We start from the raw sequence: 24,657 nt of genomic DNA on the forward strand, positions 1-24,657 counted from the left end.
GGGTATTCGGGAAATCCTGTTGTAAGCAGGCTTCCCGATCCCAAAATCTCAAATTGATGGTCGTGTTGATGGACGCCCTATTGGGCGCCCTGGGTGGCCTTGAGAATGGCCTCGATCGGCACGCCGTAATCGGTAGGTATCTCGCTCGGGTCCATCGTGAAGATGTCCCGCATCACGAACGGAGACTGTCGCTTCGGCTTGGGCTTAATCACCTTGTGCTCCAGGCTGAACAACGTCTTGGCCCGGAACATCTCGAAGGACATGCCCCTGGCATTGCGGTTCAGGTCGCGCATCTGCCGGTTGATCGACTCGGTGAAGGCGTTGGTGTTGCGCTGGGCAGGGCCGAAGTAAGCGAAGATCTCCCTCTCCCAGTTCGTCATCGAGGTGATCAGCGGCTTCCAGTGGGCCTTGTGCCCCTCGGGAATCATGCTCAGCCACTGCTGGTAGCGTGACCGGGCCTCAGCCTCGGTGCTGGACTCCCAGATATCGAAGAACGCCTCCTTGAGCTTGTAGGCCACCCCCAGCTCGGGGAACTGATCCAGCCAGGTGTGGATGACCAGCTCGTTCATCGGGTTCAGGTCGCGGCGGCGCATCAGCAACAGCTTGCGGTCGCCCTTGAGCTGCCGCCGTTGGTGCTGGGTCAGCTCCTTCTTGATGCCCTTGCGCAGCACCTCCAGCGATTCGTTGGCCATTCGCTGGATGTGGAACCGATCCACCACGATAGCCGCCTTGGGGAACAGCTTGGAGGCCACGTCGCGGTACGGCTTCCACATGTCCTGGCAGACGATCTGGACGTTCTCCCGGCCCCGCATGTTGGCCAGGTAGTTGTAGAGCACGTCGAACTGGCGGGACTCCAGGATGTCGATGATCGTCCCCTGTTCGATGTTGGTCAGGACGCAGCGGAACTGCCGGTTCAGGTACAGCTCGTCGATGCCCAGCACGCGCGGCAGGGTGGGCCGGTAGCCGTAGGCCTGCACCTCGCAGTAGGCCTTGATGACGGCGCGCACCACCGACTCGTCCACGCCGACCTCATGTGCCACGCTGGCATTGGTGTTGGCCAGGGAGCGCTTCACGATGAAGTCGTAGCAGCGCCGCGTCATGCGGTGGTCTTCGGCCATCTCGTGAAACTTCGGCGTGAACGTCGAGTCGCAGCTCTTGCACTGGAAGCGCCGCTGCACGGCCCAGAGCGAGACTCGCTTTCCATGCATGGGCACGTCCCGGTATTTCACCTGCTTCTTGCCGAAGCGGACGAGCTGCCCCACCGTGCCGCAGGTGTGGCAGGCGGGCGGATCGGGATACTCCACCTGGAAGTGGTAATCGTGCTCGTCCTCTTCAAAGCTCAGCACCTGGGCTCGCAGAGGGTGGAGAAGGCTGGTAGGGGCGTTCACTGCTTGGCTCCTTGGCGCATTTGTCGCAGTTGGTGCTGCTGCACCGTGGCGCGGGTCTTGAGGTTCGTCAGCGCCGCCTGGGCGAACTCGAACATCTCGTCGGTGGAGACCGGGAGGTCGCCAGGGGTGAGCATGGCCTTGATCAGGTCATGGTGACTCATCACACAGGCATCGGTGGGGATCAGCGTGTACTGCTCCTCGCCCTTGTAGTCGGTGGAGACCATCCAGCGTTCGATGCGACCCAGCGGGCGACCGATCAGGGTGCCGAAGCCCTTGATCTCGTCCTTCGGCAGCCACTCGCCCTCCAGCGCATACGCCGCGATGAAGTTACGGGCAGAGTCGAGCTGCTCGGCAGGGATGTCGGCAGCGGAACGGACGCCGAAGGCGGCGTGTGTCTGCGACCAGATCTTCATGGTGGCTCGCCGGCGTACATCCTGCGGCAGCGAGGACACCTTGCCCTTGATTAGCGAACCGAGCATGTGGAAGCCATCGGTGCCGATGGTTTGGCCTACGAGCGTAGCCATGCGGTTGTCGGTGTCTTCGTACCGGCCATGCTTGCGGATCGAAGGCAGAACCTCGGCGGTAACCCACTTCTTGAAGCGCTTCGCCTCGGCCTTGCGACTACGAAGGATTAGGCTGTAGAGCCCGGACTCATTGATCAGGATCGGCTTGCGACCCGAACCCGAATACTGTTCGTGTTCGCACTTCTCGTCGCTATCCAGTCCAAGCAAGGCCTTATTGGTGTCGCTCAGCGCGAGTGCGGAGCAGACATCAATGGCGAAGAACCACGGCTGGTCGTCGATCAACAGGGCGCGGACCTTGCGAGCTTCAAACTGGAACGGGATGACTTTGGCTGCGTTCATGGGGCATCTCCAACGATTCTGGCTGTGTGCCCACCTTCCCAAGGCCAATTGGGAGGGTGGAACCGTGCGGGTTGGCCTACCGGTCGTTGGCACCGGCCACTCTTGCGAGTGCCCACACGGCCCACCCATAACGCGGGTGCAGCCATGCCTCGGACACAAAAAAACCGCTCTAGGGCGGTTGTGTCCGCCAACGAATACCGGGAGGCCAATCCCAGGCCGCAGGATTTACTGCGACGGGGACACGGTACCCAGCCCAAGGCGGTGTGTCAACAAGATTTCCCGTAAGCAAAAACGATTTGTAGAGCCCTACTGAAAGGGCTCAATCAACAACCTTTCCCGAATACCCCAAATCCTTCGATACCTGGATGCTTGTGCTAGGGTGCACGCAAACCCGCTTTCCAGGACCCCGCCCCATGCTTCCCCCCCTCAGCGAAAAAGAACGCGACCGCCTCGAAGACCTGCTGATCACCTACGGCAACGACTACTCGGTGCTCAACCTGGCCGAACTCGACGGCTTCTGCACCGCCTTGGCCAGCTCCCCGGTCAGCGTCCTCCCTGAGCAATGGCTGCCCGCCGTCGCTGGCGGCAAGGTGCCCAAGTTCAAGAAGCCTGCCCACGAGGAAGCCTACACCGCGCTGATGCTGCGTTACGCCCACCAGGTCGGCGAAGCGTTGGCCGAGCGCCTGGACGCGTTCCAGCCGGTGTTCGAGGAAAGTGAAGGCGAGGAGGGGCCGGCGATCATCCTGGAGGAGTGGTGCTTCGGCTACATGCGCGGCACCCAAGTGGCCGAGTGGAGCGAACTGCCGCCAGAGCAGGACCGTCTGCTCAAGGTCATCTCCCTGCATGGTCTGGAAGACAACTACGAGGTGCTCGATGCAATGAGCTTCGATGAGCGCCAGGCCTGCGTGCCGCAGGTGGTCGAGGCGGCGCGCGCGTTGTATCGCTACCAGAAGCTGAACCGTAACTGAGGCTTGCGTCGGCCCTATCGCGGGGCAAGCCCGCTCCGACAGCGGCTCTGCCGTTCTCACGGACGCTGGTGTGCCTGAGCGGGCTTGCCCCGCGATAGGGCCCGTAACGCCACCCACATTATTCCGCCCAGCGAAATTATGGATTCCCTCCGGCACGGATTCTGCTGTCTCCGGAATAGGCGCAGCATGCTCCCATCAGCTCACCCGCTGATCCCATTCCCCCCACCGGAGCCGAGATCATGCCCAACGCCATCAAACTCTACGACTTCCCCAAATCCGGCCACGCCCACCGCGCGCAACTGATGCTGTCGCTGCTCGGCCTGCCCACCGAGCGGGTCTACGTCGACCTGCCCAACCGCGAGCACAAGGCCCCGGCGTTCCTCGCCCTCAACGCCTTTGGCCAGGTCCCGGTGATCGACGACAACGGCACCATCATCCCCGACTCCAACGCCATCCTGGTGTACCTGGCCAAGACCTACGGCAACGGCCGCTGGCTGCCCCAAGACCCGGTTGGCGAGGCGCGTGTGCAGCGCTGGCTGAGCGCGGCCGCAGGCCCGCTGGCCTACGGTGCGGCCGCCGCGCGGTTGATCACGGTGTTCAATGCCAGCTTCAATGCCGAAGAAGTCATCGCCCGGGCTCATACCCTGCTCAAGGTGATGGAAGGCGAACTGGGCAAGACCCCCTTCCTGGCCGGCGACGAGCCGACCATCGCCGACGTGTCCAACTACTCCTACGTGGCCCACGCGCCGGAAGGCTTCGTGTCGCTCGACGAGTACCCCAACGTGCGTGCCTGGCTGGCGCGCATCGAAGCACTGCCAGGCTTCGTGGCCATGCCACGCACCGCCATCGGCCTGCAGACCACCGTCTGACCTGAGCCCCTGGCCGGCGGGCCCCACCGCCGGCTCACCCCCGAGGATCACCGCCATGCAGCTGCTTCCCAGGCGCCGTGCATCGCCTTGGCACGCCGGCGAAAAAACGATGCAGGAACAGGTCGGCGTCGCCGAGCGGATGGAAGCTTTCGGCCAGAAGGTCATCCGCGACTACATGCCCGACCAGCACCGCGAGTTCTACCATCAGCTACCGTTCATGCTCGCCGCCACCGTCGACCCACAGGGCCGGCCCTGGGCCACGGTGATCGAGGGCCCGGAAGGTTTCGTCAGTTCGCCCGACCCGCAGCACCTGTCGATCGCCGCCAGCCTGCGCGACGACGACCCGGCTGCGGCGGGCATCGGCCCCGGCGAGGCCATCGGCCTGCTCGGTATCGAGTTGCATACCCGTCGTCGCAACCGCATCAACGGCATGCTTGGTCTGCCTTCGAGCGCCGGGCTCGAAGTGACGGTGGAGCACTCCTTCGGCAACTGTCCGCAGTACATCCAACTGCGGGCCTATACCCGCGTCGCGGAGCCGGCGGGGCCGCGGGAGGACGCCAGCGCGCTCGACGCGCGGGCCGCGACGATGATCGAGCAGGCCAACACGTTCTTCGTCGCCAGCTACGTCACCCACGACGACGGCCAGCGCTCGGTGGACGTCTCCCATCGCGGCGGGCGTTCCGGCTTCGTGCGTGTGGAAGGCAACCGCCTCACCGTTCCCGACTACGCTGGCAACCTGCACTTCAACACCCTGGGCAACCTGTTGGCCAACCCACGTGCCGGGCTGCTGTTCATCGACTTCCTCACGGGCGACGTGCTGCAACTGAACGGGCGTACCGAGGTGATCCTGAACAGCCCGCTGATCGCCGCCTTCGAAGGCGCCCAGCGCCTGTGGACGCTGGAGGTGGAGCAGGTGGTCCGGCGCCCGGCGGCCTTGTCGCTGCGTTGGGCATTCGAGGCCTATGCGCCCACCAGCCTGGCCACCGGCACCTGGGCCGAGGCCGAACAGCGCTTGCAGGCGAGCGCGCCGGGGCGTCAGTGGCAAGCCTGGCGAGTGACGCGCATCGAGCAGGAAAGCCGCGACATTCGTTCGTTCTACCTGCAGCCGCAAAATGGCGCGCCCATGCCGTTCAAGGCCGGGCAGCACCTGCCGTTGCGCATCGCGTTGCCGGGGGAGGCGCCGTTGATCCGCACCTACAGCTTGTCCAGTGCGCCGTCCGACGGCGAGTTGCGCATCAGCGTCAGGGCCCAGGGGCCAGTGTCGCGGCACCTGCATGAGCAGGTCGCGGTGGGTGACGTGCTGGAGGTGCGTCCGCCCACGGGCAGCTTCACGTTGGACAGCGACAGCCCACGGCCGCTGGTGCTGATTGGCGCGGGCGTGGGCATTACCCCGCTGCTGGCCATGCTGCGTGAGCAGTTGGCGGTCGATGCGGCACGGCCCATCCATCTGTTCCATGGCGCGCGCAGCCTGGCCGAGTTGCCGTTCCAGCAGGAAGTGGCGGCCTTGCGCGCGCAGGCTGGCGACCGGTTGAAGGTGCACCGCGCGCTGAGCCAGCCGGAGCCCGAGGCGGTGTTGGGGCGTGACCATCAATCCATTGGCCGTCTGGGCATCGCGCAGGTCAAGCAGGCGCTGGCCCTGGACGATTATGACTTCTACCTTTGCGGCCCTGGCAGCTTCACCCAGGCGTTCTACGACGGCCTGCGCGCGCTGCACGTGCCGGATACGCGCATCCACGCCGAAGCGTTCGGCCCGTCGACCCTCAAGCGCCATGGCGACCCGGCGCAGCCGGCCCTGGAGCAGCCGCCCGCCGCCAGTGAGCCGGTGCCGGTGTATTTCGCCGAGTCGGCCAAGGAGGCGCGCTGGTCACCAGACGCCGGCAGCCTGCTGGAGCTCGCCGAAAGCCGTGGGCTGTCGCCGGAGTTCAGCTGCCGGGGTGGGTCGTGCGGCACCTGCAAGACGCGGCTGGTGAGCGGCCAGGTGCATTACCCGCACCCGCCGGCCGAACTGCCGGAAGAGGGCACGGTGTTGATCTGCTGCGCCGTGCCGGCGGCGGGGGCGCCGGTGGTGTTGGCGCTGTAGCCCTGTAGGCGCGGGCTTGCCCCGCGAGAGGGCGGTCAGCCCCACCACCCGCCCTACTCAATCCCCATGACTACTGGAATAATCCCTGCTTCCCCTCGACAGCCAACAGGGCAGGGCATGGACCAGATCCACCTGATGAAGGTGTTCGTCGCCGTCGGCGAACTGGAAAGCTTCGCCGCCGCCGCGCGCCGGCTGGACATCTCCCCCGCCGCGGTGACCCGCGCCGTCACCGCCCTGGAGGAACACCTCGGGGTCAAGCTGCTGCTGCGCACCACCCGCAGCGTGCGCCTGACCGAGGCCGGCGCGCGCTACCTCGAAGACACCCGCAACATCCTCGCCAGCATCCTCGAAGCCAACGAGGCCGCCGCCGGCATCAACGCCGCGCCCAGGGGCAACCTGTCGGTGACCGCGCCGGTGCTGTTCGGCAAGTTCTACGTCATGCCGTGCATCGTCGACTACCTGCAGGCCTACCCGGAGGTCGACGTCGCCGCGTACTTCCTCGACCGCGTGGTCAACCTGGTGGAGGAGGGCATGGACGTCGCCGTGCGCATCGGCCACCTGCCCGACTCCGGCCTCAAGGCCCTGCGCGTGGGCAAGGTGCGCCGCCTGTTGTGCGCCTCGCCCGAGTACCTGGCGCGCCACGGCGAACCCAAGGCGCCGGGCGACCTGGCGCAGCACACGATCATCGCCGCGAACAACCTGCCGCCGGGCATGGATTGGCGTTTCGCCAGCACCGGCGACAGCGGCGCGCTGCGCTTGAAGCCACGCCTGATCGTCACCAGCAATGACGCGGCCATCGCCGCCGCCTGCGCGGGCCTGGGCATCGCTCGGCAGCTGTCGTACCAGGTGGCGGACGACATTGCCAACGGGCGCCTGCGCGTACTGCTCAGCGACTACGAAGAAGCGCCCTGGCCGATCCACGTGCTGCACCGCGAGAGCAAGTACGGCTCGGCCAAGGTGCGCACGTTCATCGATCGGTTGGTGGAGCATCTGCGCTCGCACCAGCACCTGAACTGACGCCCCGGCGCCGCTGCCTGAACGGGCTGCCCCGCGATGAGGCCGCCCCTGGCAAACTGGCGCTTCGCCTGCACCGTTTTCGCCCACGCCTTCCACCCCCCGCCTGCGCAACCCCCGCCCCAGGGCCTTCCCGGCACCTGGGCACAACCCTTGCAAAATCCCCGTGCACCCCCCGCCACACAGGTACCTCACCGGCACTCCAAACTCACCGTCGAACACCACAGCAACTGACCATCGCGTAGCAATGCCCCGGCGAACCGAATCGGCGAATGTAGAAGAAAAAGCCGTGTATATCGCCCAAGGAGTGGTTAATGACACGAGAGTTTTTCAATGAGATGTACGACGCGAAGGGCGGCTGCCGCCCGCACTACCAACCCTTCGCCCGCTGGCTGGCCGACACCCCCCTGGAGGTGCTGGAGCAGCGCCGGCGTGAAGCCGACCTGCTGTTCCACCGCGCCGGCATCACCTTCACCCTCTACGGCGACGCCCAAGGCACCGAGCGCCTGATCCCCTTCGACATCATCCCCCGCAGCATCAAGGCCAGCGAATGGCGCACCGTCGAGCGCGGCTGCATCCAGCGCGTGCAGGCGCTGAACCTGTTCCTCGGCGACATCTACCATGACCAGCGCATCATCAAGGAGGGCATCATCCCCGCCGAACAGGTGCTGGCCAACGAGGGCTACCAGGTGGCCATGCGCGGCCTGGACCTGCACCGCGACATCTACGCGCACATCGCCGGGGTCGACCTGGTGCGCGACGCCGACGGCAGCTACTACGTGCTCGAAGACAACCTGCGCACCCCCAGCGGCGTGAGCTACATGCTCGAAGACCGCAAGATGATGATGCGCCTGTTCCCCGAGCTGTTCGCCGCCCAGCGTGTGGCGCCGATCGACCACTACCCGAACCTGCTGCTCGACACCCTCAAGAGTGCCAGCCCGCTGGACAACCCCACCGCCGTGGTGCTCACCCCGGGCCGCTTCAACAGCGCCTACTTCGAGCACGCCTTCCTCGCCCGCGAGATGGGCGTGGAGCTGGTCGAGGGCGCCGACCTGTTCGTGCGTGACGACCACGTGTACATGCGCACCACCGCCGGCCCCAAGCAGGTGGACGTGATCTACCGGCGCCTGGACGACGCCTTCCTCGACCCGCTGTCGTTCAACCCCGACTCGATGCTTGGCGTGCCCGGCCTGATCGCCGCCTACCGCTGCGGCAACGTGGTGCTGGCCAACGCCGTGGGCACCGGCGTGGCCGACGACAAGTCGATCTACCCCTACGTCGACGACATGATCCGCTTCTACCTGGACGAGGAGCCGATCCTCAAGAACGTGCCCACCTGGCAGTGCCGCAAGCCCGAGGAACTGTCCCACGTGCTGGCCAACCTGCCCGACCTGGTAGTCAAGGAAACCCAGGGTTCCGGCGGCTACGGCATGCTGGTGGGCCCGGCGGCCACGGCGGCGGAGATCGAAGACTTCCGCGCGCGCCTGAAGGCCCGGCCCGAGGCCTACATCGCCCAGCCCACGCTGTGCCTGTCGACCTGCCCGACCTTCGTCGAGAACGGCATCGCGCCACGCCACATCGACCTGCGTCCGTTCGTGCTGTCGGGCAGCGAAACCCGTCTGGTGCCGGGCGGCCTGACCCGCGTGGCGCTGCGCGCCGGCTCGCTGGTGGTGAACTCGTCCCAGGGCGGCGGCACCAAGGACACCTGGGTGGTGGAGGACTGAACCATGCTTTCGAGAACCGCGTCGGACCTCTACTGGATGTCCCGATACCTGGAGCGCGCCGAGAACCTCGCGCGCATGCTGGAAGTGAGCTACTCGCTGTCGCTGATGCCCCAGGCCGGGCGCAGCGATGGCCGTGCGGAACTGGCGATGTCGCTGCTGGCCGCAGGCACCCTGGACGACTACACCCAGCGCCACGGCGAATTGAACATCGAGCGCATGCTGCACTTCTTCGCCCTCGACGAGACCAACCCCGGCAGCCTCTACTGCTGCCTGCAGGCCGCGCGCACCAATGCCCATGCCGTGCGCGGGCGGATCACCGCCGACATGTGGGAGAACATCAACGCCACCTGGCTGGAGATGCGCAACATCGCCAGCAACGGCCTGGCGCGCTATGGCATCAGCCACTTCTGCGAGTGGGTCAAGGAGCGCTCGCACCTGTTCCGCGGCGCCACCTCCGGCACCATCATGCGCAACGACGCCTACTGCTTCATTCGCCTGGGCACCTTCCTGGAGCGCGCCGACAACACCCTGCGCCTGCTGGATGTGCGCTACGAGATGTTCGGCGAGGAGTCCGAGGAGGTCAGCGACAACTCGGCGAGGGGTTATTACCAGTGGAGCGCCTTGCTGCGGGCGTTGTCGTCGTTCGAGGCGTTCAACGAGATCTACCGCAACGCCCCCTGCGCGCGCCAAGTGTCCGAAATGCTGCTGCTGCGCGCCGACGTGCCACGCTCGCTGCACGCCTGCATCGAGGAGCTGGACCACATCCTCGCCGGCCTGCCCAGCGGCAGTGGGCGCGCTTCCCAGCGCCTGGCCGCCGAACTCAATGCCCGGCTGCGCTACACCGGCATCGAGGAAATCCTCGACGCCGGGCTGCACCTGTGGCTCACCGATTTCATCCAGCGCGTCCGCCATTTGGGCGAGACCGTGCACCAGTCCTACCTGGAGGTCGTATGAAACTCTCCATTCGTCACGACACCACCTACCGCTATGCCGACGCCGTGCGCAACAGCATCCAGTTCCTGCGCCTGACCCCGCAGGACAGCGAGCGCCAGCGCATCCTCGCCTGGGCGTTGGAACTGCCGCGCAAGGTGCGCAGCCAGCGCGACCCCTACGGCAATATCCTGCACGTGCTGACCCTCGACGAGCCCCATGGCGCCCTGGTGCTGACCGCCCACGGCCAGGTGGAGATCGACCCCCGCCACGAGCGGGAGCACGACAGCCAGTCGCCGCTGCCGTTCCTGCGCAGCAGCCACCTGACCACGGCCGACGACGCGCTGGTCGCGTTCGCCAACGGTGTGTGCGGCGCGCGGCGTGACCGTGTGGCGTTGATCGACTTGATGAACGGCCTGGCCGAACGCATGCCCTACACCCCAGGGGAGACCACCGTGGTCACCACGGCGGCGGAGGCCTTCGCTGGCGGCGCGGGGGTGTGCCAGGACCACACCCACGCGTTCCTCGCCTGTGCCCGCAGCCTCGGGGTGCCGGCGCGCTACGTGTCCGGCTACCTGTGCACCGAGGACGCCAGCCACCTGGCCAGCCATGCCTGGGCCGAGGCCTGGCTGGAGGATGGCTGGTACAGCTTCGACGTCAGCAACCGCCTGGCCCGGCCCGAACGCCACCTGAAGCTGGCGGTGGGGCTGGACTACCTCGACGCCTGCCCGGTGCGCGGCATGCGCCGGGGCGGTGGGGCGGAGTCGTTGCTGGCGCACGTGCAGGTGACCTCGCAGGCGCAATAGCTGGCTGTGGGGGCCGCTGTGCGGCCCATCGCGGGGCCAAGCCCGCGATGGGGGTGCGAAGCGCCCCCGGCCTTCCAATTTCCAAATGAGTTAACGCAAATGACTTACTGCGTCGCCATGCACCTCGCCGACGGCCTGGTGTTCATCTCCGACTCCCGCACCAACGCCGGCATCGACCAGATCTCCACCTTCCGCAAGCTGTTCGTCTTCAGCACCCCCGGCGAGCGCCTGCTGGTGCTGCAAAGCGCCGGCAACCTGGCCAGTTCCCAGTCGGTGGTGAACCTGCTCAAGCAGCGCAGCACCGGCAGCGGCACCCACCTGCTCAACGTGCGCACGGTCTACGACGCCACCGTGCTGGTGGCCGAGACCATGCGCGAAGTGCTCGCCCGCGACCGCACCAAGCTCTCCGGCAAGACCGACCTGACCTGTTCGTTCCTGGTCGGCGGGCAGATCGCCGGCGGCCCGATGGACGTCTACAGCATTTACCCGCAAGGCAACTTCATCCAGGCCACCGAGGACACGCCATTCCTGCAACTGGGCGAGAGCAAGTACGGCCGGCCGATCCTCGACCGCAACCTGACCTGGCGCACGTCGCTGGAGGAGGGCTTGCGCTGCGGGCTGATCTCCTTCGACGAGACCATGCGCAGCAACCTGTCGGTGAGCATGCCGCTGGACCTGCTGGTGTACCGCAAGGACAGCCTGGCCCCGGCGCAGAGCCACCGCGTCACCCAGGACGACTCGTACTTCATCGATATCCGCAAGCAGTGGTCGGCGGGCCTGCGCGAGATGCTCGCGGCCATGCCCGAACCGCCGCAGGCCTACCTGGCCTGGGCGCGCTGAGTTCAGCCCGGTAGCCCAAGGCGCTCGCGGCAGGCGGCCAGGATCTCATCGGCCAGCGCTGAATCGTCCGGGCAGGCGCGGGAGAGGGCGAGGGCGCCGACCAGCAGGGCGATGTTGCCCAGGCGCTGGCTGCGTTGTGCCTGCGGGTCGGGCGCGCCATTGGCCAGGCTCTGCAGCATCTGCTCCAGCCCCTCGGCGAACACCGCCTTGACCGCCTTGGGCTGGCGCGCCGCGTCGCTGCTCAGCGCCGCCAGCGTGCACCCCTCGGCCGGGTTGTCCCTGTGCTCGCGCGACAGGTACTGGGCCAGGAACGTTTCCCGATCGAGCCCCTCGGTCATCGCGCGGGTCTGCGCCAGCCCACAGGCCGACGCCTCGGCCACCAAATCGGCCTTGGAGCCGAAGTGCTTGTAGAACCCACCATGGGTGAACCCAGCCGCCGCCATCAACTCAGCGACCCCCACCCCCTCGTACCCCCGCTCACGGAACAACGCCGACGCCGTCTCGACGATATGCGCGCGGTTGGCTTGCACCTGTGCCTTGCTGACTTTCATGGCATGCGACTCCCGGCCATCGATAGGTGGCGTATCTTACATTGATGATGATCATAATCGAAACGTTGACTTTTAAAGATGATGAACGTAATCATAAAAGCCAGGCACACGACTACCGGGTGCCGTTATCCATTTCGAGGGTTTGCCCATGAGTGCTTTGCCTACCGTTCTCGTCACCGGTGCGTCCACCGGTATTGGCGCCACCTACGCCGAACGCTTCGCCCAGCGGGGTCATGACCTGGTGCTGGTGGCCCGTGACCAGGCGCGGTTGCAGGCGCTGGCGGCTGGGTTGCGTGAACGCTGCGCCGTCCAGGTCGAGGTGCTGGTGGCCGACCTGACCGAGGAGGCGGCGCTGGTGCGGGTCGAAGCGCGGTTGCGTGAGGACGGGCGGATCGGCGTATTGATCAACAACGCCGGGATGGGGCAGACGGGGAATTTCCTGGCGCAGGATGTCGGCAGCCTGGAGCGCTTGATCGGCCTGAACGTCACCGCGGTCACGCGGTTGGCCACCGCCATTGCGCCGCGCCTGGCCGAGGCGGGGAGTGGGGCGATCGTGAACATTGGTTCGGTGGTCGGGCTGGCGCCGGAGTTGGGCATGACGGTGTATGGCGCGACCAAGGCGTTCGTGCAGTTCCTGTCGCAGGGGCTGGCGCTGGAGCTGGGGCCGAAGGGGGTGTACGTGCAGGCGGTGCTGCCGGCGGCGACCCGTACCGAGATCTGGGCGCGCTCGGGCATGGACATCAACAGCTTGCCAGAGGTGATGGAGGTGGGCGACCTGGTGGATGCCGCGCTGGTGGGGTATGACCGCCGGGAAGGCATCACCATCCCGCCGTTGCAGCATGCTGAGCGCTGGACCTCGCTGGATGTGGCGCGTCAGCTGTTGATGGGGGATTTGCGGCAGTCGGTGGTGGCTGAGCGGTATCGCGGGGTGTAAGAGGTTCGTTGGTCTTTCGGGCCCTATTGCGGGCTTGCCCCGCGATAGGGCCGTCAAAAACACCCACCATCCCCCTCCGAGCGGATGCGCCAGGCCCTGTAACACGTGGCAGAACGCGGCAAGCTAGCTTTCCGCCCTGTGCTGATGGCAGAAGAAGACGAAGACCTGATCGCAACGGTTCGCGAAAGTCTCACTGCTCCGCAGCGCGTGAAGGTGGAGTTGGATGGCCTATAGGGGAACCTGGCCTACACTCGATCTCGGTCTCGCCATCGACCCCGTGCCTGGGATTCCCTGCCGGCACTCGAAGCGCTCGATACCTTTGGTGGCGAGCGCGGGCCCATTGCTCTCAGGCTTGCAACTGGTGCGCTCCCATCGCAGCGGCCGCAAGGCCCAATTCTGGTTCCCGCAGGCATTGAAGGTAGTGCGCTTTCAGATCAGGCGCCCACCCAATGACTTCGTCAATTATCACCTCGGCTTGTTCCTGAGAAAGCCCGTAGTGCTCTACCTGGCTCAGCAGGTTGCGTCGTGATATCTCGTGACCATACCTGCCAATACCCATGGCCAGCCTTGCAGGAGGACTACCTTCGGTATTCGGAACCACATCGTACATAGGGGAAAGCCGCCAACCACCCTCCCGATATAGAACCGCAACATTTTTCGGATGGTCATCGTCGTTGCCGACAAGAATGTTGAAGCAGATGCGCTTGAACAGCTCCTGCAAATCTTCCTTTGACACACCACGGCGGCTCATTTCATCTGCTAGAAACCCGTAGTGCCATCGAGCCCACGACTTTTGATTGTTCCAGTCGCTGTCGAGCAGCGTCAGGCCGCTCAACATCGGTAGGCGCAAGCAACGGCCGTCACCCGCAGGCTCACGGTCAAAACGGTCGACCAGTAACGTATTGACCCGCCCAGCGTGTAATTGCACGCGTGCGGCATTCAAGCCTTTACTCGCCGCGAATGACATGCAGGCGTATTCCAACGACGGAATGTCGTAGGCGTCATGACGATCCTGCGGTTTGGCGAGGATAAGGCGGTTCTCGTGGATCAACGTGCATTTAGGGCGGGCGCCTCCGAGGGAGGAACGTTGCTGGAGGGTTGCCTTGGTGGCCCTGTCCGTCCCAGGTGGAAACCCGCCTTGTACCCCATCGGCAAATTGAATGAAGGTCTCAAGTTGGGTAATCGTGCCCAAGCCCGCTTGGCCAATGCCGTCTGGTGCTGCCCTGCTGCTACCGGCCATTAGATTGCCCGCACGGTCGTGGTTGGGTGACCTGTGCAAGAAGCCGATAGCGTCCAGTTCCCCATGTTCACGCGTGACTAGGCGTTCACCCCAGCCATCGGGCGCTGCATCTCGGATGAAACCCGGGATGCCCCGATTCGTGGTGATGTTCGAATAGGGTTGTGCACGCAGCGGATAGCGTATTGGGTCGGGTACCCAGCCCCCTGACTTCACATAGTCGGGGTTATAGACGAACTCACCGATCCCTTTCTCCACGTTCACTCGCCCGAGGGTGATAACCGCCAACGAGTCCGGTACCTGCATGTATATGTACAGGGACGCCATCAGAAATCATCCTCCGAGAACCGCTTGAGCCGAACACGGTGTTCTGTGGCATAGGACGCGGGGGACGGCACCGGTAGCGCGTGGAAGGCCTCATCGAGCAAACCAAGGTGCCACAAGGCCACCATATAGCCGCGCATCTCGACGCTCGGCGCCCCTGCTTCTATTTTGCCCAGGGTCGTGGTGGAGAGCCCTGTCTGCTTGGCGAGGTCCTTCTGGCGAATTTTTCGCTCAAGGCGTCTGGTTTTGATCAACAGGCCTATATTTATTAGCCTGTCGGCGCAGGCAAGAGGGAATACTGTCATCTTAAGGGCTTCTATAAGCATGCTTATACGAGATAAGCGTGACTATAGCAGCTCTTAGTGGGTGCCGGTTCTGGAGGACCAGCCTTGCCCCGCGATGAGGGCAGCCCAGCCAACTCTCATTACCTGTCTCTCACCCCGTACATCCGCAACGCCCGCTGCGCGCATTCCCACCAATTCATTCTGGGCTTTTCTGGCACAGCAGCCGCCTCCCCTTCCATTACCACCGGCACATCCCGCAATCGCACCCAGGGCTCGCTCTGCCAGTACAACAAGTTCGCTGCATGCCCACCCGGCCAGCACATCCGCGCCAGCCGAGGTAGCTCCGCCGGTAACGAGTCCCGCCCATCGCGCAGCACTGCCACGACCTCATGGGTCAGCCAGTGCCGTAGGTGGCGGTTCTCGGGAATGTGGTGATGGGCGAGCAGGGTGTATGCGCCGGACTCGCTGACCAGGGTGGTCTCTTGGTACTGGCCGTAGCGCAGCAGTTGCACGTTGCGGTGCTGGTCCGGGTCGAGCTTGCGGATGCAGTGTTCGTCGAAGAAGCGGCCGGTCAGGCGACCGAGTTCGTGGGCGCAGAACCAGGCTTGGGATTCGAGCCAGAGGGTGTGGAGGGGGCGGTTGTGGCGGGTGAAGAGGGTGGGGGAGTAATGGTTGTCCATGATTGGCTTCCAGAATCGGGAGAGCCGTTTCTAACGGGAACGGGAGTCCGCTGCGTAAGCGTTTCTTAGGCGCTGAAGAAATTTACAAGTATAGAGCGGAGGAGTCTAATGGAAATTTAATCAAATTATTATGCGTTCATAATTAAGTTTAAAGAAGTTCTTGTCCGTCTTTGCCTGATATAGTTCGGCGCTGGACTCTGAGTCTCTCAGCAGTTTGATTATTTTGGCTTTATTGAGTTCAGAGATTTTTGCTCCGAGGTGGATGGATCTTATTGATTCCTGAGGGTGGTCGAATAAATGAAACTGGTTGGGCTGGACGCCAATGGCCTGAGAGGTAAATGTCAAGGGAACAAGCATTCGCCACTCGTGCTCATACGCCCAGTGCTCGCTTTTAGTTAGAAAAGCACTGAAATCCTTTGCCTGGCTTAGAATTAGTTGAGGGCGTGACTGTGAGTGATTAACCTTTCAAGGTAGAAGAATTCGTCATGCTCGCTGCGGCGACTATTAAAGAATGTGTGGTTTGTGTCGAAGCCAATAGCGAATCCACTGTGCGAGGCTGCATAGTGTGCCCACATTAGCAAATTGTCATTTTTCAGTGAGACAAAGAATTCCGGTTATGGATTGTAATTTTTCATGCATATCGTTCGCCGATGCTGGCGTAGCAGCATGTAGAGTTGGAATTATCGTATCTTTCAGTTGGGTTTAATTAACGTCATGGTTATTGTTTTCATAGCGTCTTCTGATAGAAGGGCTCGAAACATAGGGTTGAGCTTTTCATATTCAGCAGCAATAAGCTCGGGCGCCAAAGCTGTTAAGGCTACCTCCATTTTTTTGTCATTTTCGTAAAGGCCTAGTGGCGGTTTCATTTCAAATGGATCGTTGAATTGATCTGCCTTTGAGAAGCAAATTTTGCTGTTTTCTAAAACGTCGATTCTTTCGGGGGGAGGTGCTTAAATAAATGCATTTTTCTTGGTTTTGTTTCAGGATGGGTAGCTATAAAAAAGGCCACCCGAAGGTGGCCTTGATTTTTTAATCCCAGCTAAGAGCCCCGCCCGTCTGGTACTCGATAACCCGAGTCTCAAAGAAGTTCTTCTCCTTCTTCAAGTCCATGATCTCGCTCATCCAAGGGAACGGGTTGGTGGTCCCTGGGTACTCTTCCTTCAGACCAATCTGGGTCAGTCGACGGTTAGCGATGAACTTGAGGTAATCCTCCATCATCGCCGCGTTCATGCCCAGCACGCCGCGTGGCATGGTGTCACGGGCGTATTCGATCTCCAGCTGGGTCCCTTGCAGGATCATCTGGGTGGCCTCTTCCTTCATCCCGGCATCCCACAGGTGCGGGTTCTCGATCTTGATCTGGTTGATCACGTCGATGCCGAAGTTCAGGTGCATCGACTCGTCGCGCAGGATGTACTGGAACTGCTCGGCCACGCCGGTCATCTTGTTGCGGCGGCCCATCGACAGGATCTGGGTGAAGCCGCAGTAGAAGAAGATGCCTTCCAGCACGCAGTAGTAGGCGATCAGGTTGCGCAGCAGCTCTTTGTCGGTCTCGACGGTGCCGGTGTTGAATTCCGGGTCGGAGATGGCGCGGGTGTACTTCAGGCCCCAGGCCGCTTTCTTAGCGACCGACGGGATCTCGTGGTACATGTTGAAGATCTCGCCTTCATCCATGCCCAGCGACTCGATGCAGTACTGGTAGGCGTGGGTGTGGATCGCTTCCTCGAAGGCCTGGCGCAGGATGTACTGGCGGCACTCGGGGTTGGTGATCAGGCGGTACACGGCCAGGGCCAGGTTGTTGGCCACCAGCGAGTCGGCGGTGGAGAAGAAGCCGAGGTTGCGCATCACGATGCGGCGCTCGTCTTCGGTCAGGCCGTCCATGCTCTTCCACAGGGCGATGTCGGCGGTCATGTTGACCTCTTGCGGCATCCAGTGGTTGGCGCAGCCGTCGAGGTACTTCTGCCAGGCCCAGTCGTACTTGAACGGCACCAGCTGGTTGAGGTCGGCGCGGCAGTTGATCATGCGCTTCTCGTCGACGCGCACGCGGGCGGAGGAGCCTTCCAGCTCGGCCAGGCCTTCGGCGATGTCGAGGTCGTTCAGCGCAGCCTTGGCGCGCTTGACCGCGTCGGAGTCGTCGGCGCTGGCGGCGCGGGCTTCCTGGGCAGCGGCGTCGCCGGCGCTGTCGAGTTTGTCCAGCGCGGCGGCGGCGTTGGCCTGGGCGGCGGTGGCGGGGCCTTTGGCGGGTACTTCGCCGTCTTCTTTGTCGAATTCGTCCCAGCTCAGCATGGTGGGTGCTCCTGCTCGAGGGCCATCTATGGAGTATGGCCGGTGGATCTTGGTTGCGGTGCGCGAGGCCCGGGTTGGGTACTGCGGTGCACGCAAATTCTGGAGTGGCCCTTGGGGGCCGAGACCGAGGCGGGTGAGCCCCGGTTCATCTTGTTCGGCTGTAGGAGGGCGGTGGGGGCACCGGCCCTATCGCGGGGCAAGCCCGCTCCGACAGGGTTCCGTGTGGTGACACGGAAAAGAGGCTTCCCGGGGGAAGCCTCAGCCAAGCCTTACTGGCAGGCTTCGCAATCCGGCTCGTCGATGGCGCAGGCCTTCGGCACCGGGGCAGGGCCCGCGGCCTGGACCGGGGCGCTGTCGCCGCCGCTCGACACGGCGTTGAGCTTGCCGGTGTTGATGGTCGACTTCTCGGTGCTGGTCGCGGCCAGGGCACGGAGGTAGTAGGTGGTCTTCAGACCACGGTACCAGGCCATGCGGTAGGTCACGTCGAGCTTCTTGCCCGAAGCGCCGGCGATGTACAGGTTCAGCGACTGGGCCTGGTCGATCCACTTCTGGCGACGCGAGGCGGCATCGACGATCCACTTGGTGTCGACTTCGAACGCGGTGGCGTACAGGTCCTTCAGCTCTTGCGGGATGCGCTCGATCTGCTGCACCGAACCGTCGTAGTACTTCAGGTCGTTGATCATCACCGAGTCCCACAGGCCGCGGGCCTTCAGGTCGCGGACCAGGTACGGGTTGATCACGGTGAACTCGCCCGACAGGTTCGATTTCACGTACAGGTTCTGGTAGGTCGGCTCGATCGACTGCGAAACGCCGGTGATGTTGGCGATGGTCGCGGTCGGGGCGATGGCCATGATGTTCGAGTTGCGGATGCCTTTCTGCACACGCTCGCGCACCGGGGCCCAGTCCAGCGACTCTTCCAGGTTGACGTCGATGTACTTGGCGCCACGGGCCTCGATCAGGATCTGTTGCGAATCCAGCGGCAGGATGCCCTTGGACCACAGCGAACCCTGGAAGCTCTCGTAGGCACCGCGCTCATCGGCCAGGTCGCACGAAGCCTGGATGGCGTAGTAGCTGACCGCTTCCATGGACTTGTCGGCGAACGCCACCGCTGCGTCCGAGCCGTACGGGATGTGCTGCAGGTACAGCGCGTCCTGGAAGCCCATGATGCCCAGGCCGACCGGGCGGTGCTTGAAGTTCGAGTTCTGCGCCTGCGGCACCGAGTAGTAGTTGATGTCGATCACGTTGTCGAGCATGCGCACGGCGGTCTTGACGGTACGCGCCAGTTTCGCGGTGTCCAGCTTGCCGTCGACGATGTGGTTCGGCAGGTTGATCGAACCCAGGTTGCACACGGCGATCTCGTCGGCGTTGGTGTTCAGGGTGATCTCGGTGCACAGGTTCGAGCTGTGCACCACGCCCACGTGCTGCTGCGGGCTGCGCAGGTTGCACGGGTCCTTGAAGGTCAGCCATGGGTGGCCGGTCTCGAACAGCATCGAGAGCATCTTGCGCCACAGGTCCTTGGCCTGGACGACCTTGAACACCTTGATCTTGTTGTACTCGGTCAGGGCTTCGTAGTACTCGTAGCGCTCTTCGAAGGCCTTGCCGGTCAGGTCGTGCAGATCAGGCACTTCCGAAGGCGAGAACAGGGTCCACTTGCCGTCGTCGAAGACGCGCTTCATGAACAGGTCCGGGATCCAGTTGGCGGTGTTCATGTCGTGGGTACGGCGACGGTCGTCACCGGTGTTCTTGCGCAGCTCGAGGAATTCCTCGATGTCCAGGTGCCAGGTTTCCAGGTAGGCGCAGACCGCGCCCTTGCGCTTGCCGCCCTGGTTGACCGCCACGGCGGTGTCGTTGACCACCTTCAGGAACGGCACCACGCCTTGCGACTTGCCGTTGGTGCCCTTGATGTACGAGCCCAGGGCGCGCACCGGGGTCCAGTCGTTGCCCAGGCCACCGGCGAATTTCGACAGCATGGCGTTGTCGTGGATGGCCTTGTAGATGCCCGACAGGTCGTCCGGCACGGTGGTCAGGTAGCAGCTCGACAGCTGCGGGCGCAGGGTGCCGGCGTTGAACAGGGTCGGGGTCGACGCCATGTAGTCGAACGACGACAGCAGGTTGTAGAACTCGATCGCACGGGCTTCGCGGTCTTTCTCTTGCAGCGCCAGGCCCATGGCCACGCGCATGAAGAACACCTGCGGCAGCTCGAAGCGCACGCCATCCTTGTGGATGAAGTAGCGGTCGTACAGGGTCTGCAGGCCCAGGTAGGTGAATTGCTGGTCACGCTCGTGGTCGATGGCCTTGCCCAGGCGCTCCAGGTCGTAGCCTTTCAGGGCAGGGTCGAGCAGTTCGAACTCGACGCCTTTCTCGACGTAGGCCGGCAGGGCCTTGGCGTACAGCTCGGCCATTTCGTGGTGGGTGGCGCTGTCGGCCACGCCCAGGAAGCCCAGGCCTTCGGCGCGCAGGGTGTCCATCAGCAGGCGGGCGGTGACGAACGAGTAGTTCGGCTCGCGCTCGACCAGGGTACGGGCGGTCATCACCAGGGCGGTGTTGACGTCCTTCACGGCGACACCGTCGTACAGGTTCTTCAGGGTGTCGCGCTGGATCAGCGCGCCATCGACTTCGGCCAGGCCTTCACAGGCCTCGCTGATGATGGTGTTCAGGCGTGCCATGTCCAGCGGCGCCAGGCTGCCGTCGGCCAGGGTGATGCGGATGCTTGGGTGCGGCTCGACCACCGAGTCGGTGTTGGCGCGGGTGGCGCGCTCCTTGGCGCGTTGCTCGCGGTAGATCACGTAGTCGCGGGCGACCTTCTGCTCGCCGGCGCGCATCAGGGCCAGTTCGACCTGGTCCTGGATTTCTTCGATGTGGATGGTGCCACCGGACGGCATGCGGCGCTTGAACGTGGCAGTGACCTGCTCGGTCAGGCGCGCGACGGTGTCGTGGATGCGCGACGAGGCGGCGGCGGTGCCGCCCTCAACTGCGAGGAACGCCTTGGTGATGGCCACGGTGATCTTGTCGTCGGTGTAGGCGACGACGGTGCCGTTGCGCTTGATCACGCGCAGTTGGCCCGGCGCGGTGGCGGCCAGATCCTGGGACGAATCGGCGGCCTGCGGCGTCTTGGCCTGCGGGTTCTCGCGAGTTGTGTCGGTTTGCATGGGTGGGTGTCTCCACAGTTTCTATATTGTTCAGGCGCCTTGTGGGCGCCCACCGTTCCATCCATCAGTTCGGCGGCCCGGGCGGGGAGGCGACGCACGCGTGCATCCGCCCGCTCGGGCTTGGCGACTTCGGGACAGACTCAGGAAAAAGGGGCAATCAAGTGCCGCTCCCTGGCCGAAGTCAAAGGTTCTGGGTTGCCCCAAAAACTGTTGCTGTCGGGTGTCAGGCCATGCCTGCAACACCCATACCCGAACAAGGCCCTGGCGGGCTTGCCTCGGTCGCCTGCGCAGGAGCGCTTTGGCTGCTGAAATCACCTGAAGTTCCGGCAGAAAAATCGCTTGAGTTTCTGCTCGGACTCGTGTTCGTGATTTGGCGTGAACCCCAATATGTAGTGGTTCGCTGCAATGGGGATACAAGATAATGCGGTATTGGGGCCTTTGCAAGGTGAGCGGCTGTGGATAAGTTGTGTGTACTTTGTGTGTGAAAGGTGGGTATCCGCTGTAGGCCTTGTCGCAAGTGGTTTTCACCCTTTTTTCGTTTGCTGCGGCCCTGTGACAGTTTTTTTCGGGCGCGCACCCTATCACAAAAAACGCCTCAGTCCAGTGCGCCGGGCGAGGTTGGCAGTGCGCGGGGCGGGACGTAGTATCCGGGGGATATGTTGCCCTTTGGTGAAGAGTGGGCCCGCATCTACACCCCACAACTATAAGAAGCAGAGGAAGCCCATGGACCACCCCACCCCCCGCATCCTGATCGTCGAGGATGACCAGCGCCTGGCCGAACTCACCGCCGAATTCCTCCAGGCCAACGGCTTCGAGGTGGCGGTGGAAGGCGACGGCGCCCGCGCGGTGCGGCGGATCATCGACAGCCAGCCGGACATGGTCATCCTCGACCTGATGCTCCCTGGCGAAGACGGCCTGAGCATCTGCCGCCGGGTGCGCGGCCAGTACCCGGGGCCGATCCTCATGCTCACCGCGCGCAGCGACGAACTCGACCAGGTCCAGGGCCTGGACCTGGGCGCCGACGACTACGTCTGCAAGCCGGTGCGCCCACGCCTGCTGCTGGCGCGCATCAACGCCCTGCTGCGGCGCAGCGAGGCCCCCGAGAGCAAGCGCCACGACCTGCGTTTCGGGCCCCTGCGCATCGACCAGCGCCTGCGCGAGGCCTGGCTCGGCGAGCAGGCCATCGACCTCACCAGTGCCGAATTCGACCTGCTCTGGCTGCTGGCCAGCAACGCCGGCAAGGTGCTCTCGCGCGAGCAGATCTTCACTTCCCTGCGCGGCGTTGGCTACGACGGTCAGGACCGTTCCATCGACGTGCGCATCTCGAAGATCCGCCCGAAAATCGGCGACGACCCGATCCACCCGCGGCTGATCAAGACCCTGCGCAGCAAGGGCTACCTGTTCGTCGGTGACACCGCGCCATGAATTCGATTTTCCTACGCGTCTACGGCGGCATGCTCGCGGTGCTGGTACTGGTGGCCGTGCTCGGCGTGCTCAGCCTGCACCTGGTCAACGAGGTGCGCGCCGGGCAGCACCGCGAGGGCCTGGCCCAGGGCACCTTCAGCCTGATGGCCGACAACCTGGCGACGCAGAACGAGACCGAACGCAAGCGCTCGTTGCTGATGTGGGAGCGCCTGCTGGGCGTGCCGCTGGACCTCGTGCCGCTGTCGGCCCAGGCCCTCGACAGCGCCCAGCGCAGCCGCCTGCAACGGGGCCTGGTGGTGGTCGAAAAGACGGGCCCGCACGCCGCCCAGGTGCTGCGCCAGGTCGGTCATGAGGATGTGGCGCTGGTGGCGCAGGTCAAGCAGGTCAGCGAGCAACTGGCGCGCGCCACCCTCTATCTATTGGCCGACGAGTTGGTGCGCTACCCGGTGACCGAGCAGCAGAAGCGCCTGGCCGAGCTCAAGCAGAGCAAGGGCTTCGGCTTCGACATCGCCCTGCAACGCCTGGAGCGTGTGGGCCTGGACGACGACCAGCGGCGCCGGGTGGAGGAGGGCGACACGGTGATGGCCCTGGGCAAGGACGGCGACTCGATCCGCGTGTTCTCGGGGCTGGCCGGTTCGCCCTGGGTGCTGGAGATCGGCCCGCTGTACCAGCTCAATCCCTACCCGCCACAGTTGTTGATCCTCATCGCCTTCCTCGGCCTGTGCCTGATCGGCCTGGTGGTGTACCTGCTGGTGCGCCAGTTGGAGCGGCGCGTCTCGGGCCTGGAGATCGCCGCCACGCGCATCGCCCAGGGCAGCCTGGACACCCGCGTGCCGGCCGGCGACGCCGACTCGGTGGGGCGCCTGGCCGCCGCCTTCAACGGCATGGCCGAGCACTTGCAGCGCTCGTTGACCATGCAGCGTGAGCTGGTGCGGGCGGTGTCCCACGAGCTGCGCACGCCCGTGGCGCGGCTTCGCTTCGGCCTGGAGATGATCGAGAGCGCCAGCACCGAGCAGGCCCGTGCCAAGCACCTGGCCGGCATGGACAGCGACATCCAGGACCTCGACAAGCTGGTCGACGAGATGCTCACCTACGCCCGCCTGGAGCAAGGCGCGCCGGCGCTGAAGTTCCAGCGCATCGACCTCAATGCTCTGCTTGAGCGGGTGATCGAGGAGCTGTCGCCGCTGCGCGCGCAGGTGCGGGTGACCCGTGGCCCCTGCCAGGCGGATGAGGATATCGCCGGCGCCTGGGTCGAAGCCGAGCCGCGCTACCTGCACCGGGCGCTGCAGAACCTGGTGAGCAATGCCATGCGTCACGCTGAATCCGAAGTGCGCCTGAGCTACCAATTGGGTCAGCAGCGCTGCCGCATCGATGTGGAGGATGACGGGCCGGGCATCCCGGAGGGTGTCTGGGACCGCATCTTCACCCCGTTCACCCGCCTGGACGACAGCCGCACCCGCGCGTCGGGCGGGCATGGCCTGGGCCTGTCGATCGTGCGGAGGATCATCTACTGGCACGGCGGGCGTGCGGTGGTGGGACGCAGCGAGGGGCTGGGCGGCGCCTGCTTCAGCCTGAGCTGGCCGCGCGAGCAGGCGCGCGGCTGATCAGACGCTGACCAGGCTCAGCAGGTGGCCGCCTTGCACGCAGAACTGGCCGTCCAGTTCGCGGCCGTGGCGCCACTGCGTCGACAGGTCGGTGAGCAGGCGCAGGCGCGCATGACCGTCGGCGGACCATTCCAGCACCTCGGCGTGCTCGAAGTAGAAGCGCGTGAGGGTCAGCGGGTAGAGGGCCTTGAACAGGCTTTCCTTGAGCGAGAAGGTCAGGGTCACGGCCAGGCCGACCTGGGCCCGGTCCAGGCGTTGCAGTTCGGCGGGAGTGAGGATTTCCCCGGCCAGGCGCTCGGCGCGTTCGGCATCGAGCAGGCTTTCCTGGTCCAGGCCCAGGCCTGCGCAACGGCCTTCGGCGGCGACCACCGCGGCCGCCCAGCCCTGGCCGTGGGTGATCGAGCCACGGATGCCGGCGGGCCAGATCGGTGAGCGGTCCTCATGGGTGCCGGGCACGTAGTCGCGGCCATCGAGGCGCTGCAAGGCGGCGCGGGCGCAGACTCGGCCTGCGAGGTATTCGGCCTGGCGCTTGGCCACCGAGCGTTGCAGGTTGGGGGTGTGTTCGATGCCGGCGCGCTGGAAGTCGTCGGTGGCCAGGCGCGTTGGGTCGAAGGCGCAACTGACCAGCTCGGCGCCCGCCAGTGGGTGGGGCAGGGGCCAATCGTGCTGGAGTGGGGAGCAGCAGGTGGGGAGTCTGTTCATGG

Annotated in this window: 22 protein-coding genes and 1 pseudogene; 12 read left to right on the forward strand and 11 right to left on the reverse strand. The window is 64.4% G+C overall.

The genetic code is table 11. The features are described from left to right. Positions 1–77 precede the first annotated feature (77 nt). A complete protein-coding gene (locus P0Y43_RS00005) occupies positions 78–1,388 on the reverse strand; it encodes an ISL3 family transposase (RefSeq protein ID WP_275635250.1) in 1,311 nt (436 codons plus the stop codon). After that, on the reverse strand, positions 1,385–2,251 hold the full coding sequence (locus tag P0Y43_RS00010) for a BRO-N domain-containing protein (RefSeq protein WP_275635251.1): 867 nt from the start codon (positions 2,249–2,251) through the stop codon (positions 1,385–1,387). The genes P0Y43_RS00005 and P0Y43_RS00010 overlap by 4 nt, the downstream gene beginning before the upstream one ends. A gap of 413 nt (positions 2,252–2,664) precedes the next feature. On the opposite strand from P0Y43_RS00010, the gene P0Y43_RS00015 reads away from it, so the two are divergent. The 8 genes from P0Y43_RS00015 (at position 2,665) to P0Y43_RS00050 (ending at position 11,482) form a co-directional block, all read left to right on the forward strand. Continuing rightward, the gene (locus P0Y43_RS00015; RefSeq protein ID WP_275635252.1) at positions 2,665–3,219 is read left to right on the forward strand and encodes a UPF0149 family protein; all 555 of its coding nucleotides are present in this window, start codon (positions 2,665–2,667) and stop codon (positions 3,217–3,219) included. Positions 3,220–3,458: 239 nt separating this feature from the next. Further along, positions 3,459–4,088 (forward strand): glutathione S-transferase family protein, encoded by a 630-nt coding sequence (locus tag P0Y43_RS00020; protein WP_275635253.1) that lies wholly within the window; start codon positions 3,459–3,461, stop codon positions 4,086–4,088. A gap of 55 nt (positions 4,089–4,143) precedes the next feature. After that, entirely contained in the window at positions 4,144–6,168 is a 2,025-nt protein-coding gene (locus P0Y43_RS00025; protein WP_275635254.1) for a pyridoxamine 5'-phosphate oxidase family protein, read from the forward strand. Positions 6,169–6,285: 117 nt separating this feature from the next. Then, positions 6,286–7,185, forward strand: coding sequence for a LysR family transcriptional regulator (locus tag P0Y43_RS00030; protein ID WP_275635255.1), 900 nt, complete (start codon positions 6,286–6,288; stop codon positions 7,183–7,185). A 311-nt stretch (positions 7,186–7,496) separates the two neighbouring features. After that, positions 7,497–8,906, forward strand: coding sequence for a circularly permuted type 2 ATP-grasp protein (locus P0Y43_RS00035; RefSeq protein WP_275635256.1), 1,410 nt, complete (start codon positions 7,497–7,499; stop codon positions 8,904–8,906). Between the two features lie 3 nt (positions 8,907–8,909). After that, positions 8,910–9,860, forward strand: a complete 951-nt coding sequence (locus tag P0Y43_RS00040) for an alpha-E domain-containing protein (RefSeq protein WP_275635257.1) — start codon at positions 8,910–8,912, stop codon at positions 9,858–9,860. Then, positions 9,857–10,642, forward strand: coding sequence for a transglutaminase family protein (locus P0Y43_RS00045; protein WP_275635258.1), 786 nt, complete (start codon positions 9,857–9,859; stop codon positions 10,640–10,642). The genes P0Y43_RS00040 and P0Y43_RS00045 overlap by 4 nt, the downstream gene beginning before the upstream one ends. A gap of 99 nt (positions 10,643–10,741) precedes the next feature. Then, the gene (locus P0Y43_RS00050; protein ID WP_275635259.1) at positions 10,742–11,482 is read left to right on the forward strand and encodes a peptidase; all 741 of its coding nucleotides are present in this window, start codon (positions 10,742–10,744) and stop codon (positions 11,480–11,482) included. Between the two features lie 2 nt (positions 11,483–11,484). Here the strand turns inward: P0Y43_RS00050 and P0Y43_RS00055 are convergent, their stop codons facing one another. Further along, positions 11,485–12,033 carry a TetR/AcrR family transcriptional regulator gene (locus P0Y43_RS00055; RefSeq protein ID WP_275635260.1) on the reverse strand — a complete coding sequence of 183 codons (549 nt, stop codon included), beginning with the start codon at positions 12,031–12,033 and terminating at the stop codon, positions 11,485–11,487. A gap of 148 nt (positions 12,034–12,181) precedes the next feature. On the opposite strand from P0Y43_RS00055, the gene P0Y43_RS00060 reads away from it, so the two are divergent. Both P0Y43_RS00060 and P0Y43_RS00065 read left to right on the forward strand, forming a co-directional pair. After that, a complete protein-coding gene (locus P0Y43_RS00060; protein ID WP_275635261.1) occupies positions 12,182–12,967 on the forward strand; it encodes an SDR family NAD(P)-dependent oxidoreductase in 786 nt (261 codons plus the stop codon). Between the two features lie 69 nt (positions 12,968–13,036). Beyond that, positions 13,037–13,201: pseudogene (locus tag P0Y43_RS00065) on the forward strand (type II toxin-antitoxin system RelB/DinJ family antitoxin); the annotation flags it as partial. Between the two features lie 112 nt (positions 13,202–13,313). On the opposite strand, the gene P0Y43_RS00070 reads toward P0Y43_RS00065, so the two are convergent. The 7 genes from P0Y43_RS00070 to P0Y43_RS00095 all read right to left on the reverse strand — a co-directional run bounded on the left by P0Y43_RS00070 (position 13,314) and on the right by P0Y43_RS00095 (position 20,924). After that, positions 13,314–14,531, reverse strand: a complete 1,218-nt coding sequence (locus tag P0Y43_RS00070; RefSeq protein ID WP_275635262.1) for a type II toxin-antitoxin system HipA family toxin — start codon at positions 14,529–14,531, stop codon at positions 13,314–13,316. Continuing rightward, the gene (locus P0Y43_RS00075; RefSeq protein ID WP_275635263.1) at positions 14,531–14,833 is read right to left on the reverse strand and encodes a helix-turn-helix domain-containing protein; all 303 of its coding nucleotides are present in this window, start codon (positions 14,831–14,833) and stop codon (positions 14,531–14,533) included. Before P0Y43_RS00075 ends, P0Y43_RS00070 begins: the two co-directional genes overlap by 1 nt. A 119-nt stretch (positions 14,834–14,952) precedes the next feature. Then, positions 14,953–15,492, reverse strand: a complete 540-nt coding sequence (locus P0Y43_RS00080) for a BRO-N domain-containing protein (protein WP_275635264.1) — start codon at positions 15,490–15,492, stop codon at positions 14,953–14,955. Between the two features lie 431 nt (positions 15,493–15,923). Then, positions 15,924–16,067 carry a DUF2971 domain-containing protein gene (locus P0Y43_RS26960; protein ID WP_430540204.1) on the reverse strand — a complete coding sequence of 48 codons (144 nt, stop codon included), beginning with the start codon at positions 16,065–16,067 and terminating at the stop codon, positions 15,924–15,926. 117 nt (positions 16,068–16,184) lie between these two features. Beyond that, positions 16,185–16,358 carry a hypothetical protein gene (locus P0Y43_RS00085; RefSeq protein ID WP_275635265.1) on the reverse strand — a complete coding sequence of 58 codons (174 nt, stop codon included), beginning with the start codon at positions 16,356–16,358 and terminating at the stop codon, positions 16,185–16,187. A 163-nt stretch (positions 16,359–16,521) separates the two neighbouring features. Further along, positions 16,522–17,775 carry a ribonucleotide-diphosphate reductase subunit beta gene (locus P0Y43_RS00090; protein ID WP_275635266.1) on the reverse strand — a complete coding sequence of 418 codons (1,254 nt, stop codon included), beginning with the start codon at positions 17,773–17,775 and terminating at the stop codon, positions 16,522–16,524. Positions 17,776–18,044: 269 nt separating this feature from the next. Then, complete coding sequence (locus P0Y43_RS00095; protein WP_275635267.1) at positions 18,045–20,924, reverse strand: ribonucleoside-diphosphate reductase subunit alpha; 2,880 nt, start codon at positions 20,922–20,924, stop codon at positions 18,045–18,047. A gap of 723 nt (positions 20,925–21,647) precedes the next feature. Here P0Y43_RS00095 and P0Y43_RS00100 point away from each other — a divergent pair. Both P0Y43_RS00100 and P0Y43_RS00105 read left to right on the forward strand, forming a co-directional pair. Further along, positions 21,648–22,349: a response regulator transcription factor gene (locus tag P0Y43_RS00100; RefSeq protein ID WP_275635268.1), complete on the forward strand. Its 702-nt coding sequence runs from the start codon at positions 21,648–21,650 to the stop codon at positions 22,347–22,349. Next, complete coding sequence (locus P0Y43_RS00105; RefSeq protein ID WP_275635269.1) at positions 22,346–23,953, forward strand: ATP-binding protein; 1,608 nt, start codon at positions 22,346–22,348, stop codon at positions 23,951–23,953. Before P0Y43_RS00100 ends, P0Y43_RS00105 begins: the two co-directional genes overlap by 4 nt. Here P0Y43_RS00105 and P0Y43_RS00110 read toward each other — a convergent pair whose 3' ends face one another. Next, positions 23,954–24,655, reverse strand: a complete 702-nt coding sequence (locus P0Y43_RS00110) for a 4'-phosphopantetheinyl transferase family protein (RefSeq protein ID WP_275635270.1) — start codon at positions 24,653–24,655, stop codon at positions 23,954–23,956. Positions 24,656–24,657: the final 2 nt, after the last annotated feature.

Source organism: Pseudomonas entomophila (assembly GCF_029193575.1).
Lineage (GTDB): Bacteria > Pseudomonadota > Gammaproteobacteria > Pseudomonadales > Pseudomonadaceae > Aquipseudomonas > Aquipseudomonas entomophila_G.

Coding starts and splice junctions, on each gene's coding strand:
- P0Y43_RS00110 (WP_275635270.1), bottom strand. CDS start 24,655: ATGAACAGACTCCCCACCTGCTGCTCCCCACTCCAGCACGATTGGCCC.
- P0Y43_RS00035 (WP_275635256.1), top strand. CDS start 7,497: ATGACACGAGAGTTTTTCAATGAGATGTACGACGCGAAGGGCGGCTGC.
- P0Y43_RS00015 (WP_275635252.1), top strand. CDS start 2,665: ATGCTTCCCCCCCTCAGCGAAAAAGAACGCGACCGCCTCGAAGACCTG.
- P0Y43_RS00050 (WP_275635259.1), top strand. CDS start 10,742: ATGACTTACTGCGTCGCCATGCACCTCGCCGACGGCCTGGTGTTCATC.
- P0Y43_RS00055 (WP_275635260.1), bottom strand. CDS start 12,033: ATGAAAGTCAGCAAGGCACAGGTGCAAGCCAACCGCGCGCATATCGTC.
- P0Y43_RS00010 (WP_275635251.1), bottom strand. CDS start 2,251: ATGAACGCAGCCAAAGTCATCCCGTTCCAGTTTGAAGCTCGCAAGGTC.
- P0Y43_RS00095 (WP_275635267.1), bottom strand. CDS start 20,924: ATGCAAACCGACACAACTCGCGAGAACCCGCAGGCCAAGACGCCGCAG.
- P0Y43_RS00105 (WP_275635269.1), top strand. CDS start 22,346: ATGAATTCGATTTTCCTACGCGTCTACGGCGGCATGCTCGCGGTGCTG.
- P0Y43_RS00075 (WP_275635263.1), bottom strand. CDS start 14,833: ATGACAGTATTCCCTCTTGCCTGCGCCGACAGGCTAATAAATATAGGC.
- P0Y43_RS00085 (WP_275635265.1), bottom strand. CDS start 16,358: ATGAAACCGCCACTAGGCCTTTACGAAAATGACAAAAAAATGGAGGTA.
- P0Y43_RS00060 (WP_275635261.1), top strand. CDS start 12,182: ATGAGTGCTTTGCCTACCGTTCTCGTCACCGGTGCGTCCACCGGTATT.
- P0Y43_RS00040 (WP_275635257.1), top strand. CDS start 8,910: ATGCTTTCGAGAACCGCGTCGGACCTCTACTGGATGTCCCGATACCTG.
- P0Y43_RS00080 (WP_275635264.1), bottom strand. CDS start 15,492: ATGGACAACCATTACTCCCCCACCCTCTTCACCCGCCACAACCGCCCC.
- P0Y43_RS00030 (WP_275635255.1), top strand. CDS start 6,286: ATGGACCAGATCCACCTGATGAAGGTGTTCGTCGCCGTCGGCGAACTG.
- P0Y43_RS00100 (WP_275635268.1), top strand. CDS start 21,648: ATGGACCACCCCACCCCCCGCATCCTGATCGTCGAGGATGACCAGCGC.
- P0Y43_RS00025 (WP_275635254.1), top strand. CDS start 4,144: ATGCAGCTGCTTCCCAGGCGCCGTGCATCGCCTTGGCACGCCGGCGAA.
- P0Y43_RS00090 (WP_275635266.1), bottom strand. CDS start 17,775: ATGCTGAGCTGGGACGAATTCGACAAAGAAGACGGCGAAGTACCCGCC.
- P0Y43_RS26960 (WP_430540204.1), bottom strand. CDS start 16,067: ATGTGGGCACACTATGCAGCCTCGCACAGTGGATTCGCTATTGGCTTC.
- P0Y43_RS00070 (WP_275635262.1), bottom strand. CDS start 14,531: ATGGCGTCCCTGTACATATACATGCAGGTACCGGACTCGTTGGCGGTT.
- P0Y43_RS00045 (WP_275635258.1), top strand. CDS start 9,857: ATGAAACTCTCCATTCGTCACGACACCACCTACCGCTATGCCGACGCC.
- P0Y43_RS00020 (WP_275635253.1), top strand. CDS start 3,459: ATGCCCAACGCCATCAAACTCTACGACTTCCCCAAATCCGGCCACGCC.